Source organism: Methylorubrum salsuginis (assembly GCF_900114375.1).
GTDB lineage: Bacteria > Pseudomonadota > Alphaproteobacteria > Rhizobiales > Beijerinckiaceae > Methylobacterium > Methylobacterium salsuginis.
This window is the reverse complement of the sequence record NZ_FOSV01000019.1, coordinates 71,408-84,980: the sequence shown is the minus strand read 5'-3', so window position 1 is coordinate 84,980 and position 13,573 is coordinate 71,408. Positions and strand designations below refer to the sequence as shown.

The following is a 13,573-nucleotide window of genomic DNA, read 5'->3' as shown; positions in this document are numbered from 1 at the left end:
GGTCGATGCGCACCTCCCTCAATCCGCTCCGCTCGCTGGCGGGCCGGCTCGCCCTGATCGTCGCGGGCGCGGTGACGGGAGCGCTCCTCCTCGCCACCGGCCTGTCGGCGTGGCGCGAGGTCGATCGCTACGCCGCCGACAAGCGCGACGCCCTGCGCATGACCGCCCAGGTCATCGCCGCCGCCGCCGCCGAGGCGACCGCACGGAGCGACGAAGCCGCGGCGCTCGCGACGCTCCGCGCGGTCGCGGGTGACGGCGCGGTGATCTACGCGGCGATCGAGGACGGCAACGGAATCCTCGCCGAGCAGGGCATCGGGCTGCGCCTCTCGGACGACATTGATCTCGACAAGGGCTCGGTCTCGCCCCTCGACCTGATGACGACCCGGACGCTCCGCGTCAGCGTGCCGGTGATCGAGACCGCCCGCGCGGTCGGACGCGTCGTCATCGTCTCGGATTCGCGCGATCTCGCGGCCCGCATCGGGGAGGTCGCCCGCACCGCGCTCGTCGCCGGACTCCTGGCCCTGGGCCTTGGCCTCGGCGTGTCGCTGCGGCTGCAACGCTCGGTCACGCGCCCGCTGGCCGCGCTCGCCACCACCATGGACGGCGTGCGCCGGCACCACGACTACACGCAGCGCGCAACGATCCAGGGCGGCGAGGAGGTCGAGGGGCTGGCCAAGACGTTCAACGCCTTGCTCGGCGCGGTCAACGAGCGCGACCGTGCCATCGCCGAGCATGGCGCCGGGCTGGAACGCGAGGTGGCGCTCCGCACCGCCGACCTGTTCGAGGCCAAGCAGAGCGCGGACGCGGCCAACGCCGCCAAGTCCACCTTCCTGGCCACGATGAGCCACGAGATCCGCACGCCGATGAACGGCATGCTGGTGATGGCCGAATTGCTGGCCAACGCCGAGTTGCCGCCGCGCCAGCAGCGCTACGCCAAGGTCATCGCGCGCTCCGGCCAATCGCTGCTGGCGATCATCAACGACATCCTCGACTTCGCCAAGGTCGAGGCGGGCAAGCTGGAGGTGGAGCGTATCCCGGTCAGCCCCCGCGACGTGGCCGACACCGTCGTGACGCTGTTCGGCGAGCGCGCCCGCGTCGCCGGCCTCGACCTCGCCGCGCAGGTAGCGCCGGATGTCCCCGCGACCCTCCTGGGCGATCCGGTGCGCCTCGGGCAGGTGCTCGGCAACTTCGTCTCGAACGCCCTCAAGTTCACCGGCGCCGGCCACGTCCTCGTCCGGATGGCGATGGAAGGCGATGCGCTCCGCATCAGCGTCAGCGACACCGGCATCGGCATCCCGGAAGACAGGCTCGGCCAGATCTTCACCGCCTTCTCCCAGGCCGACCAATCGACCACCCGCCGGTTCGGCGGCACCGGGCTCGGCCTGTCGATCGCCGAGCGGCTGATCGCGGCAATGGGCGGGAGCGTCGGCGTCGAGAGCCGGATCGGCGAGGGCTCGACCTTCTGGGCGCGCATCCCGGTGGACGGCGCCGTACCCGCCGAACCGACGACGCGCCTCGCCACGGGTCTGCCCGATGCGATCAGCCTCGGCGCTGTGGGCAGCGCGACCCGCGCGGTGATGGAAGCCGACCTCTCCGTCGCGGGCTTCCGGCTCGGGAGCGGGGCGGGCGCCCACCGCATCGCGCTCGCCTCCGAACTCGCGGCGCTGGGCCGCCGCCCGGACGCGGCTTCCCGCATCGTCGCCCTGGTGCCGATCGGCGATCCCGCCGGTCCCGACCTTCTGGAGCGCGGGCTCGCCGACGAGCTGATGCGCTGGCCTCTCGTCCAGTCCGAATGGCGCCCGGTACTCGCGGCGTTGTCCAGCGGCACGCCCTTCACCGCGGTCGCACCCGTTCGCGAGGCGGAGGCGCGGACCGCCGCCCTCCCCTCCTTCGCCGGAGCCCGGGTGCTCGTGGCCGACGACAGCGCGGTCAACCGCGAGGTCGCGACCGAGGCCCTGTCGCGGCTCGGCGTCACCGACGTGACCTGCGTGGAGGACGGCGCGGCGGCCGTGACGGTGAGCGCGGCGAACGCGTTCGACCTGATCCTGATGGACGGCAGCATGCCGGTCCTCGACGGCTTTTCCGCATCCGCCGCCATCCGCGCCCGCGAGGCCGAGAGCGGCGCGGCCCGCGTGCCGATCGTCGCGCTCACGGCCCATGTCGTCGGCGACGGCGCGGTCGCGTGGCAGGCGGCCGGCATGGACGGGATGCTCGCCAAACCCTTCACCCTCGCCCAACTCGCCGCGGTGCTGGCCCGTCACGTCGCCCAGCAAGAGGTGACGGCGCAGCCCCCATCGCCCGAGACCGAACCGGCACCGGCCGCCCCCGTCGGCGCGCTGCTCGACGAGCAGACACTGGCCAACCTCGACGAACTCGGCGACCGCGATTTCGTGGCCCATGTCCTGCGCCTCTACGCCCGACAGGCGCCCGGGGCGCTGGCCGATCTGGAAGCCGCGCTCGGCAGCGGCGACGCCCCGGCCGCGGCGCGTGCCGCCCACAGCCTCAAGTCGATGAGTGCCAATATCGGCGCGGCGCGGATGAAGGACACGGCCGGTGCCATCGAGGCCTCGGCCCGGGCCGGCGCGGCGACGGGCGACGCCAAGGCCCTGCCGGCGCTGCTTGCCGAAACGCTGGTGGCGCTGGCGGCCCGGATCGGATCCCCGGAGGTGCGGGCGACCGGAACGGCGGGCTGAGCCCGTTCGGTGCAGCCGGGCCTACGCAAACCATGAAGAGCGCGGGGCCCCTCCCCCTCGGGTGAGGAGAATGCCACATCCTGTTCCCGGGCGATGTCTCGCGGCGATCGCGCCGGGAAACGCGCTCTCGATCCGGTTCGCACGAAACGCATGCGCGGCCGCCGCCCGGCGCCGTGAGCGCCGGCCGACAGCCGCGGAAAGAGCGAGTCAGCGAAAGGGCGGCGGTCCGGTCAGACCGGCATTCCCGTCGGCTCGAACAGGAAATCGTCCACCGACGGGATCGTGACGGCGAGGTTCGCGCCGCCGTAGCTGGCCTTCGACAGGCGCCAGGGGCGCTCGGCGCGAGCGCGGATCGATTCCGAGGGGCGCAGGCGGCGCAGGGCGCCGTCCTCGTCCATCTCCTCGATGATGAGGAAGCCATAGACCTGCAGGCGGGAGGCGATCAGCTTGGTCTCGCGGTCGCCCGCGGGCACCCGCAGGCTGCCGGTGGCGTAGACCGCGTCCATCAGGCTGCGCTGGTCCGCCCGTGAACGGCTGCGCGGCCCGGCCTCAGGCTCGAAGCCTCCGAAATCCGTCGTCCGAACCGGCGCCGGACGGCGGAAAGGAATGACGTTGTCCGTTCCCGCAACGCTACGCATACGCGAAAAGCCTCTCGTCGTTGCAAACTCACGGCCGGGGCGCTCTCGAGGCGCCTTGCCGGCCGGTGCGCAGCATTCGACGAAACGGCTTAATGTCGGCTTAGCCATAGCGACCCGCAGGGTCGCCGGAATCGTCCCGAAAAGGGCCGGCCTCAGGCCAACGCGACCTTGAAGGCGCCCTCGGTCTTGGCGCGGATCTCGTCCTCGGTGACGCCGTCGGCGAGTTCGACCAGGGTCATGCCGCCCTCGCCCTTCTTGTCGATGGTGAAGACGCCGAGATCGGTGATGACCATGTCGACCACCTGTGTGCCGGTGAGCGGCAGGTCGCAGGCCTTGAGGAGCTTGGGCGCCTCGGTACCGTCCTTGTTCTTGGCGACGTGCTCCATCACCACGACGACCTTCTTGACGCCGGCGACGAGGTCCATGGCGCCGCCCATGCCCTTCACCATCTTGCCGGGAATCATCCAGTTGGCGAGGTCGCCGTTCTCGGCAACCTGCATGGCACCGAGGATCGACAGGTCGATATGCCCGCCGCGGATCATCCCGAACGAATCGGCCGAGGAGAAGTAGCTCGTCGTCGGTAGGGCCGTGATGGTCTGCTTGCCGGCGTTGATGAGGTCGGGGTCCTCCTCGCCCTCGAACGGGAACGGGCCCATGCCGAGCATGCCGTTCTCGGACTGGAGCTGCACCGACATGCCGTCCGGGATGTAGTTCGACACCAGCGTCGGAATGCCGATGCCGAGATTGACGTAGAAGCCGTCCTGCAGCTCCTTCGCGGCGCGCTCCGCCATCTGCTCGCGGGTCCAGGCCATTTTTGCGGTCTTTCCTCGTTGGCACCATCGGGGCGACGCGCCCGGCCATCCGGCGGCGGCATCGCGCGAAAAGGCCTCTCGGCCGAATTTCAAGAAAGAATCAGATCTGGCCGCCGCCAGCGGCCGCCGCCGTATCGGGCTCCTTGCGCTTGCGCACTGTGCGCTGCTCGATGCGCTTCTCGCGGGTCGGCACGTGGATGATGCGGCCGATGAAGATGCCCGGCGTGTGGATGTGGTCGGGGTCGATCTCGCCCGGCTGGACGAGGTGCTCGACCTGCGCCACCGTCACCTCTGCGGCGGTGGCCATCATCGGGTTAAAGTTGCGGGCGGTCTTGCGGTAGACGAGGTTGCCCTCCGTATCGCCCTTCCAGGCGTGGACGATGGCGAGGTCGGCGACGAGGCCGCGCTCCATCACGTAATGCTCACCGTCGAACTCGCGCACTTCCTTGCCTTCGGCGACCTTGGTGCCGACGCCGGTCTTGGTGAAGAAGGCCGGGATGCCCGCGCCCCCGGCGCGGATGCGCTCGGCCAGCGTGCCCTGCGGATTGAACTCGATCTCCAGCTCGCCGCCGAGATACTGCCGGGCGAACTCCTTGTTCTCGCCGACATAGGACGAGATCATCTTCCGCACCTGGCGGGTCTCCAGCAGCTTGCCGAGGCCCACGCCGTCGATGCCGGCATTGTTGGAGACGACGGTCAGGCCCTTCACGCCGGATTCCCGGATCGCCTCGATCAGCTCGTCCGGGATGCCGCACAGGCCGAAGCCGCCGCACATGACCGTCATGTCGTCGCGCAGCAGGCCCGCCAGCGCCGCCTTCGGGTCCGGATGTACCTTCTTCATCGAAACCGTCCTTCCGTCGTCGTTCGACGTCGCTCGCCCGGGTTTCGTGGCGCTGGAGCCGGCGCGGTCATGTCCCCGCGGCGGGCCGGGGCCCCGATCGGTGCATATCGGGGGATGTGCACTGCAACAGGGCGTTCGTCAAACCGGCGACGCAATTGCCGGGAAGAGACGGTGGCGGGGGCGCCCGAAGAGGTGTCAGGAAGCTCTGCATATCCGGTCCGTGCCGCCGCACGGCGAGAGACAACCCGCCGATCGACCGCTAGACGTTGATCTCCGACGACCTTCTTCCGCGATGACGCGGTGGCGGTCCTTCGTGGAGACGTCTTCGAGCGGGCGCGGACCCACTCCCTCGCCGATCCGGTCCAGGCCGCACCCGATTCGTTTCCTCCCCACCCGGAGTATCATGTCGCCGCGCCGCACCCTCTCCGCACTCGGTCTCGGATGTGTCGCCGCCGGGCTGATCGCCGCCTGCCTGCCCTGGACCGTCGAAGCGCCGGGCGTCGCCCGCTTCGTCGGCCGCGGTCTGGAAGAGAGCTGGGGCGTGTCGCTGAGCGCGGGCGGTCCCGCCGAAATCGTGCTTCTTCCGCTGCCCCGGATCACCTTCTCCGATGTGCGCCTGTGGGCCGGCAAGGACGAGGGCAAAACGTCCGGGGCCGTGCTCGCGGAAGGCGGGCGGCTCGCACTCCAACTCGACACCGCGGCCCTGCTGACCGGGCGCGTGTCGGTCGAGTCGCTGAGCCTCGACGGCGCCGAGATCCACCTCCCCGAGGGCGACGACGACACCCGTTGGAGCGGGGCCGCCGCGCGTCTGGCCGGGGGGCTCGCACAGAACGGCGCCCATCCCCGCCGCCTCGTCCTGACCCGCACCACCGTGACCGGGCGCGACCCCCGCGACGGTTCCCGTCAGACCGCCCGCGACGTCGAGTTGACGGTGGCGTGGCGCGCGAGCCTCGCGCTGTCCGGCGCGCTCACCTGGAACGGCACGCGGGCGCGGTTCGCCCTTTCCGAGCTTCAGCCGCGGGCCCTGTTCGCCGGCCAGACCAGCCCGTTCTCCGCCAACCTCGCATGGCCCGCCGGCTCGCTCGCCGCGGAGGGCAGCGGCAGCCTCGGTGAGGACGGCCTCAAGGCGACCGGGAACGGTGCCCTCCGTATCCGCTCGCTCGCCCAGACCCTGGCCTGGACCGGAGGCGACATCGCCCTGGCGCCGCTGGCCGAGGACCTCGCCGTGGACGGCACCTTCGAGGCCGCCTCCCGCGAGATCCAGTTCCCCAGAGTCAAGGTGACCACCGGCGGCAACGTGCTGGAAGGGGCGGGCTCGGCGGATTTCGGCCCCGGCCGCACCGCCGTGCAGGCGACGCTGGCGGCCGACAGCCTCAACCTCTCGCCGCTGCTCGCCGGGCTGTTGCGGCTCACCGGCTTCGACGGCAGCGCCGACCCGCAGGCCTGGCGCGCCCAATCGCTCGCGCTCGCCCCGCTCACCAGCGGCGATCTCGACCTGCGGATCTCGGCGAGCAACGCCCGGATCGGCCCGCTCCCCATCACCGACCTCGCCTGCGGCGTGATGGTGCGCGAGAGCGGGATCGAGGCGTCCCTCGGCCGGGCGGCCCTGCGCGGTGGAACGGCGAAGGGCCGCATCGTCCTGGTCTCCGACGAGGACGACCGCGCGACGACCCGCGTGAAGGCGCAGGGTCAGGTGGAGGACATCGATCTGGGCGCCCTCATGGACGATCTCGGCACGACGCCCTGGGTGCAGGGTGCCACCCGCGGCAGCCTCGTTCTGGAGGGGTCGGGCCGTGACGCCGGCAGCCTCGCCGCCAGCGTGACGGGTCGCCTCGCCCTGCGCAGCGAGGACGGCGTGATCACGGGGCTCGATCTCGCCGACACGCTCCAGCGCAGCGGCGCGACCGCCCGCCATAATGCCCGCACCCCCTACGAGCACGCTGCCCTGTCGCTGCTGTTCTCCGACGGCGTCGGCGAGGTGGTGGAGGGAAGCGTCGCCGCCCGCGGGGTTACCGCCTCCCTCAGCGGCCGCCTCGACCTCGCGCGCCGCCGCGTCGAGGCGCGGGCGGAGGTCGCGCCGCGGTCGGTCGGCCAGGGCACGACCCGCACAGCCGCCTCCTTCGCACTGACGGGTCCGTGGGATGCCGTGCGGGTCGGCCCCGCGATCATGGCCCGCGCCGCCGAGACCACCGACGACCGGTTCCGCCGCCCCGGCGCCGACCTGCCGCTCGGCATCCGGGCCTACGCGCCGGCCTCGGCGCAATAACCTTCGCGTCGTCTCCCGGACAGGGGCCTGTCGGTCCCCGCCGTTGGCGGGAGCGAGGCGTCGACGGAAATCAGGAATTCCCGTTCGGCGTCCCAGCCTGCGAGCCGCCCTTCGCCTTCTCGAATGCCTTGCGGATCAGATCGGTGCCGACTTCCATGGCCGCGTCCATCGCCCGCTGGGTCAGCGTACCCTCGGCCACCGCTTCGCCCGCATAGAGCGGCTGCTCGAGCGCCAGCGTGTCGCCGCGGGTGACGCGCAGGCGGGCGACTTCGCGGCCCTGCTCCACCGGCGCGGCGAGCGGTCCCTGATAGACGACGCGGGCCGAGACCTTCTCCGAAGAGCCGCGGGGCAGCAGCAGGCGCACCGGCTTGTTGGGAACGACCGGGACCGAACCCTTTTCGCCGCCGAACACCGACACGTCGGCCACCGTCTCGCCCTGCGCGAAGACCTGCCGCGGCTCGAAGGCACGGAAGCCCCACTCCATCAGCTTGCGCGTCTCCGAGGCACGATCGCGGGCGGTCTTGAGGCCGGACACCACCATGATCAGGCGCTGGCCGTTCTGCACCGCCGAGCCGGTGAGGGCGTAGCCGGATTCCTCCAGATAGCCGGTCTTGAGGCCGTCGGCGCCGATGTCGAGGGTGAGCAGCGGGTTGCGGTTCTGCTGCTTGATCTTGTTCCAGGTGAATTCGCGCTCGGAATAGATCTTGTAGTATTCGGGATAGGTGTCGATCAGGTGCTGGGCGAGCCGCGCCATGTCGCGGGCGGTGACCTTCTGGTCCGGCGCCGAGTAGCCGGTGGCGTTGCGGAAGGTCGAGCGCGTCATGCCGATCTCCTTGGCACGACGGTTCATGATGCCGGCGAACGCCTCCTCGGTGCCGGCCATGTTTTCGGCGATGGTGATCGCCGCGTCGTTGCCCGACTGGACGACCAGGCCGCGCAGGAGGTCCGACAGCTTGATGCGGCTGTTGACCTGAGCGAACATCGACGAGCCGCCGCCGCCCGCGCCGCCGCGGCGCCACGCGTCCTCGGTCACCGTGAACTCGGTGTCCATGGTGAGCCGGCCCTCCTTGAGGGCGCCGAACACGATTTCCGCGGTCATCAGCTTGGCCATGCTGGCCGGGGAAAACGGCTCGTCGGCGGCCTTCTCGAACAGGACCGAGCCGGATTCGGAATCGACCAGGATCGCGTGCGGCGCCGCCGTCTGGAAGCTCTGGGCGGAAGCCGAGACGGCCCCGAGCCCGAGCAGCAGCGCCAGCATTGCCGGAACCGCGAGGAACGCCGTCCGGAACCGTCGCGTCACCATGGTCGCCTCTCGAAAGGGTTCGGGCCCCCGCCGCGGGAGCGCACCCTCCATTAGAACAAGCGTGACCATAACTTGGTTCGATGACGATTTCGAAGGGCAAAAGCGCGCGCCGCCCCTGCGGGAACCCGGCTGTCCACGGCGCCGGCTCCGCTTGTTGCCGGACGAAGCCGATCCCATATGAAGCTCATGGATTTCCACAACTTTTCTCGCCCGCCGACGGCGCCTTCGGCGTGGCGGGTCGTGCCGCTTTCCGGCACCTTCGAGGTTGTCTACGAGGATGCCCGCGGCGCTTGGACGACCCGCACGCTGGATGCGCGCGAGCTTAAGCTCGGGCCCGGCCGCACGCTGCTCGGCGGCACCGACCGGGCTCATGGGCTCTACCGGGGGCTGCGCGCCGACCGTATCCGGCGCCTCGTCGACGTTCGAACCGGCCAGCGGATCGAGACCGGCATCCTCGACTGGCTGCTGACGCGGGCCGAGGCCCAACGGCGCGCCGACCCGTCCCGTGCCTCGCGCCGGGCCGCCTGAGATCGGTTCATAGCCGTGAAATCGGCCGGAAAATCCGCCTAGCCTCGTCTCGCGGCGGCGGCGGAGGTTCGGTATAGCCGTGCAATGGAATTGATCGCCACCACTCAGGCCCTCGCCGAGACCTGCACCCGCCTCGCCGCTCAGCCGTTCGTCACGGTCGATACGGAGTTCATGCGCGAGACGACCTATTACCCGAAACTCTGCCTGATTCAGATGGCGGGGCCGGACGGCACGGCCTGCCTCGTCGATCCGCTCGCCCAGGGCATCGACCTCCAGCCCTTTCTCGACCTGATGGCCGACGAGAGCGTGGTGAAGGTGTTCCACTCGGCGCGCCAGGATCTCGAAATCATCTGGCTGATGGGCGGGCTGCTGCCGCACCCGTTCTTCGACACGCAGGTCGCCGCGATGGTCTGCGGCTACGGCGATTCCGTCTCCTACGAGCAGCTCGTGAACGACGTCGCCAAGGCGCGCATCGACAAGTCCTCGCGCTTCACCGACTGGTCGCGCCGCCCGCTCTCGGAGGCGCAGCTCGCCTACGCCCTCTCCGACGTGACCCATCTGGTCACGATCTATCAGGTGCTGGCCGCCGAGCTGCTGCGCACCGACCGCGGCCTGTGGCTCGACGAGGAGATGGCGGTGCTGACATCGCCGGAGACCTACCGGGCCGATCCGGCCTTCGCCTGGAAGCGGCTCTCGGGCCGGATGCGCAAGCCGCGGGAGATCGCGGTGCTGATGGAGGTGGCGGGCTGGCGCGAGGCCGAGGCGCAGAGCCGCAACGTGCCGCGCGGGCGCATCCTCAAGGACGAGGCGGTGATCGACATCGCCACCGCCGCCCCCCGCAGCGTCGAGGCGTTGGGGCGCCTGCGTACGATCCCGGCCGGCTTCGAGCGCTCGCGCACCGGCGGTGAAATCCTGGCGGCGGTCGAGCGGGGCTTCGCCCGCGACCTGTCGCAGATCGCCATTCCCGAACGGGCCCGCACCCGCGGCGGCAACAACGGCGCCCTGGTCGATCTCCTCAAGGTTCTGCTGAAGGCGGTGGCCGAGGCCGAGGGCGTGGCGCCCAAGATCATCGCCACCGTCGACGATCTGGAAGCGCTCGCCGAGGACGGGACCGACGACCTGCCGGTGCTTCAGGGCTGGCGCCGCGGCCTGTTCGGCGACAAGGCGCTGGCCCTGAAGGCCGGGCGCATGGCGCTCTCGGTCGAGCGGGGCCGCGTCGTCGTGCGGGACGTGCCGGCCCCCTAGGTTCGACGCAGGCGTGTCGACCGCGCCGGACATTCACCGAAAAGCCACGCACGCCGTCGCCTCCCCCTTGGCGGGACTGGTCCGATGCCGTACCTCGGGATTAACAGGCAATTCCGTTTGCCTCTTGATCCCGTTTTGCGTAGCGGCACGCGCCCATGTTCGAGCCGAACGAAGTCCTGCAGGTCGCAAGCGGACGCGGCACGGTCTCGGCCGAGGGCGTGGCGACGGCCAAGGTGCGCTACAAGCTGGTGATCGAGCGCCGCTCCGGCGCGGTCGCCGCGCACGGAACGCTGACCGGCACCTACGCGGCGCTCCGCCCGATCTGGCTGGTGCCGGACTCGGTGCTGACCCTCAAGAACGGGCGCGCCGTGGCTATCTCGGTCACCGACCTCGTCGGCGACACCGCCGAGTTCGAGGCGACGGAGCCGGTGGCGCTGGTCTGAGGTTTCTTGGGGCAGCCGTCCTGTGCCGATGACGGTCCACGCCCTCCCCTTCCGTCCGCCCTACGATGGGACGCGGCTCGCGGCCTTTCTGTCCGACCACGCGAGCCCCGGCGTCGAGACCGTGGCGGGTGGAGCCTACCGTCGTACGGTCCGCTTCGGCGGCGGGTTTGGAATCCTGCACGTCGAACCGGCCGCGGAAGAACCGGCCCTGCACGTGCGCCTCGACGCACCGGGCTTGGACAGGGGCGCCCGCGACGCAGCGCTGGCGCGGCTCCGGACGATGTTCGACCTCGATGCCGATCCGGCCGCCCTCTCCGACGGCCTGGGCGACGACCCGTTCATGGCCGATCTCGTGCGGAGGCGACCGGGCCTGCGGATACCGGGCGCCTTCGATCCGTTCGAGCTGACCGTGCGGGCGATCCTCGGGCAGCAGGTCTCGGTCGCGGCGGCGACCCGGCTCGCCGGACGCCTGGTGGCCGCCTTCGGCACGCCGCTCCCCGGGGAAGTCTCCGCGCCCGGGCTGACCCACGCCTTCCCCGAGCCGGCGCAACTCGTCGATGCGGACGTGTCGCTCATCCTCAACATGCCGCGCGCCCGCGGATCGGCGATCCGACGACTCGCCGCCGCCGTCCTCGATGCGCCCGACCTGTTGGCGCCGGGGCCCGATCTCGAGGCGAGCGTGGCGCGGCTCACGGCGCTTCCCGGCATCGGCCCCTGGACGGCGCATTACGTCGCCATGCGGGCGCTGGGCCAAGCCGACGCGTTTCCGCCGGGCGATGTCGGCCTGATGCGCGCCCTCGATTCCGGAGCCGGGCGCCCGAGTCGCGCCGGGCTGCTGGCGCGGGCCGAGGCGTGGCGTCCGTGGCGGGCCTACGCCGCGCTCCATCTCTGGGCGGAGGATGCGGATCGCCGCGGTGCGCCAGCCGTCCAGATCTGATTTTTTTCAAGCACTTAGCGGAGATTGTCCGCCCCGCTTGTCGTTCGGGAGCGGCCTCGGTTAACGTGCCGTTTACCATGGGCCGGGCACATTCTGCCGAGCGCAGGAGGAGCCATGACCCGACGAGCCGGCCGTAGTTTCGATGTCCTCAGCGAGGCGCAGATCGTCGCCGGCCGCACCGCCGGCCGCCGCGTCGCCCCGCAATCGCTCACCCCTGCGGACGGCCCGCGGCCGATCGCGCAGCTGCTCGACACGATCCAGCACGTCGCCGAGGCGGCGACCGGCGAGCGCAGCTTCCTGCACGTCCCGCCCCACGGTCGGCGCTGAGGTTTTCGCGGCGTGGCGGTCCTCGTCTTCACCCGGCTGCAGGACCATCCGCGGGAGACCTATTTCGCCACCAGCGGCGCGCTCATCGTCGGGCGCATCGACTGCATCAGCGCCGCGCCCGGCGCGGAACAATGGTCCTGGGGGATGAATCTCGACATCGGCGGGCTGCCGTTCCGCCGCGGCGGCGTCGCCGGGGACAGACCGGGCGCGGTCGCCGCGCTGAACGAGGCCTGGGGCGACTGGAAGACATGGGCGGGGCTACGCGACCTCGACGCCCTGGAATCGTAGGGTCTCAAGCCGCCGGCGCGGCCTGCCCGAGAGTGAGCAGCACGATCTCCGGCGGCACGCCGAGGCGCACCGCCACCTTGCTGACCCCGAGGCCGCCCGAGACGATGAGGTGGCGCCCGTCCTCGACCACATGGCCGTAGGCATAGCGCTCGCGGGACGAGCCGAGCAGAGCCGGCGACACGCCGAACAGGCGAATCTGCCCGCCATGGGTATGGCCCGACACCGTCAGCGACACCCGCTTCGGCACCGTCGGAAAGATATCGGGCTCGTGCGCCATCAGCAGGACGGGCGCGTCGTCGGTGACCTTCGCCAGGGTTGCCGGGATGTCCGCGAGGCTGCGCCGGTCGCCCATCGGCAGGAACGGCTCTTGGTCGGCCAGCCCCGCGAGCCAGAACGGATGCCGGTCCTTGGTCAGACGCAGCGCGTCGTTCTCCAGCACCGGAATGCCCCGCGCCTCCAGCAGGCGGCGCGATTCGACCGGTCCGCGCCGCGCTTGCATCGCGTCTCGGTCGTCCCACCAATCGTGGTTGCCGAGCACCGCGTAGGTGCCGAGCGGCGCGCGGAGCCCCTCGAACAGGCGGACGAGATCGGGCAGCGGCACCCGCTTCCACGTGACCGTGCGGGAAGCCGGATAATCGCCGAGCAGCAGGATGAGATCGGGCGCGAGCGCATTGGTCGCGTCGACGATCTCGGCGGCGCGGTCGAGGGGCATCCACGGCTCGCAGACATGGATGTCGGCGATGATCGCGATCCGCAGGGCGAGCCCCGGCGTCCAGCCCGGGGGCGTCAGCGCATAGGGCGTGACGGCGAGCCGAAAGCGCGGCTCGATCACGAAGGCGTAGGCGCCGGTCGAGGTACCGAGGCCCAGCGCGGAGGCGCCCAGGCCCGTCAGCACCTGACGCCGTGTCGGGAGGATCAGCATGCCGCCAGAGCCACCGGGCCGGCGGCGGCGTCAAGCCCCGCTTCTCAGTCTACGGGCTCGTCCTCGTGGACGATCCGAAACACTTTCCCGGCAGCCTTGGCGCGAGCCGCCTTCACGGCGGCGGCGTTCACGTGCACGGCGGCGGCGAGCGCCGGCAGGGCCACGGGGCGGAAGCTCTCGCGATCCTCGGTCACCGACACGCGGGCGGTGCCCGACTGTATCGCGAACGACGAGGTGCGGCTGGGGGCGTACATGTGTCCTGTCCTGGTTCGATGGCGGGACGGCCGGGCGCGGCCGGTTCGGCTCGAAATCCGCCCGGCATCAGGGCCG

14 protein-coding genes are annotated in these 13,573 nt (G+C 71.1%); 8 read left to right on the top strand and 6 right to left on the bottom strand.

Annotation, left to right across the window (positions count from 1 at the left end; translation table 11 throughout):
* Window positions 1–5 precede the first annotated feature (5 nt).
* Window positions 6–2,693 (top strand): hybrid sensor histidine kinase/response regulator, encoded by a 2,688-nt coding sequence (locus tag BM140_RS19330; RefSeq protein WP_091950120.1) that lies wholly within the window; start codon window positions 6–8, stop codon window positions 2,691–2,693.
* Window positions 2,694–2,923: 230 nt separating this feature from the next.
* On the opposite strand, the gene BM140_RS19325 is transcribed toward BM140_RS19330, so the two are convergent.
* The 3 genes from BM140_RS19325 to BM140_RS19315 form a co-directional block, all read right to left on the bottom strand.
* Window positions 2,924–3,331: a hypothetical protein gene (locus BM140_RS19325; protein WP_091950117.1), complete on the bottom strand. Its 408-nt coding sequence runs from the start codon at window positions 3,329–3,331 to the stop codon at window positions 2,924–2,926.
* Window positions 3,332–3,483: 152 nt separating this feature from the next.
* Window positions 3,484–4,143 carry a 3-oxoacid CoA-transferase subunit B gene (locus tag BM140_RS19320; RefSeq protein WP_091950115.1) on the bottom strand — a complete coding sequence of 220 codons (660 nt, stop codon included), beginning with the start codon at window positions 4,141–4,143 and terminating at the stop codon, window positions 3,484–3,486.
* Between the two features lie 100 nt (window positions 4,144–4,243).
* Window positions 4,244–4,984, bottom strand: coding sequence for a CoA transferase subunit A (locus tag BM140_RS19315; protein ID WP_091950113.1), 741 nt, complete (start codon window positions 4,982–4,984; stop codon window positions 4,244–4,246).
* A 403-nt stretch (window positions 4,985–5,387) separates the two neighbouring features.
* Here BM140_RS19315 and BM140_RS19310 point away from each other — a divergent pair, with 403 nt between their 5' ends.
* Window positions 5,388–7,250, top strand: coding sequence for an AsmA family protein (locus tag BM140_RS19310; RefSeq protein ID WP_091950111.1), 1,863 nt, complete (start codon window positions 5,388–5,390; stop codon window positions 7,248–7,250).
* A 70-nt stretch (window positions 7,251–7,320) separates the two neighbouring features.
* Here the strand turns inward: BM140_RS19310 and BM140_RS19305 are convergent, their stop codons facing one another.
* Complete coding sequence (locus BM140_RS19305) at window positions 7,321–8,553, bottom strand: D-alanyl-D-alanine carboxypeptidase family protein (RefSeq protein ID WP_091950109.1); 1,233 nt, start codon at window positions 8,551–8,553, stop codon at window positions 7,321–7,323.
* A gap of 177 nt (window positions 8,554–8,730) precedes the next feature.
* On the opposite strand from BM140_RS19305, the gene BM140_RS19300 reads away from it, so the two are divergent.
* The 6 genes from BM140_RS19300 to BM140_RS19275 all read left to right on the top strand — a co-directional run bounded on the left by BM140_RS19300 (window position 8,731) and on the right by BM140_RS19275 (window position 12,321).
* Entirely contained in the window at window positions 8,731–9,081 is a 351-nt protein-coding gene (locus BM140_RS19300; RefSeq protein ID WP_425287070.1) for a hypothetical protein, read from the top strand.
* A gap of 84 nt (window positions 9,082–9,165) precedes the next feature.
* Window positions 9,166–10,326, top strand: coding sequence for a ribonuclease D (rnd, locus tag BM140_RS19295; protein WP_091950107.1), 1,161 nt, complete (start codon window positions 9,166–9,168; stop codon window positions 10,324–10,326).
* 155 nt (window positions 10,327–10,481) lie between these two features.
* Window positions 10,482–10,769 carry a hypothetical protein gene (locus BM140_RS19290; protein WP_091950105.1) on the top strand — a complete coding sequence of 96 codons (288 nt, stop codon included), beginning with the start codon at window positions 10,482–10,484 and terminating at the stop codon, window positions 10,767–10,769.
* Window positions 10,770–10,797: 28 nt separating this feature from the next.
* Window positions 10,798–11,706, top strand: a complete 909-nt coding sequence (locus BM140_RS19285; RefSeq protein WP_091950103.1) for a DNA-3-methyladenine glycosylase family protein — start codon at window positions 10,798–10,800, stop codon at window positions 11,704–11,706.
* A gap of 114 nt (window positions 11,707–11,820) precedes the next feature.
* Window positions 11,821–12,033, top strand: coding sequence for a hypothetical protein (locus BM140_RS19280; RefSeq protein WP_091950102.1), 213 nt, complete (start codon window positions 11,821–11,823; stop codon window positions 12,031–12,033).
* Between the two features lie 12 nt (window positions 12,034–12,045).
* Window positions 12,046–12,321, top strand: coding sequence for a hypothetical protein (locus BM140_RS19275; protein WP_091950100.1), 276 nt, complete (start codon window positions 12,046–12,048; stop codon window positions 12,319–12,321).
* A 4-nt stretch (window positions 12,322–12,325) separates the two neighbouring features.
* Here the strand turns inward: BM140_RS19275 and BM140_RS19270 are convergent, their stop codons facing one another.
* Both BM140_RS19270 and BM140_RS19265 read right to left on the bottom strand, forming a co-directional pair.
* Window positions 12,326–13,243, bottom strand: coding sequence for a metallophosphoesterase (locus BM140_RS19270; RefSeq protein ID WP_091950099.1), 918 nt, complete (start codon window positions 13,241–13,243; stop codon window positions 12,326–12,328).
* Window positions 13,244–13,287: 44 nt separating this feature from the next.
* Window positions 13,288–13,497 carry a hypothetical protein gene (locus tag BM140_RS19265; protein ID WP_091950097.1) on the bottom strand — a complete coding sequence of 70 codons (210 nt, stop codon included), beginning with the start codon at window positions 13,495–13,497 and terminating at the stop codon, window positions 13,288–13,290.
* Between the last annotated feature and the right edge of the window lie 76 nt (window positions 13,498–13,573).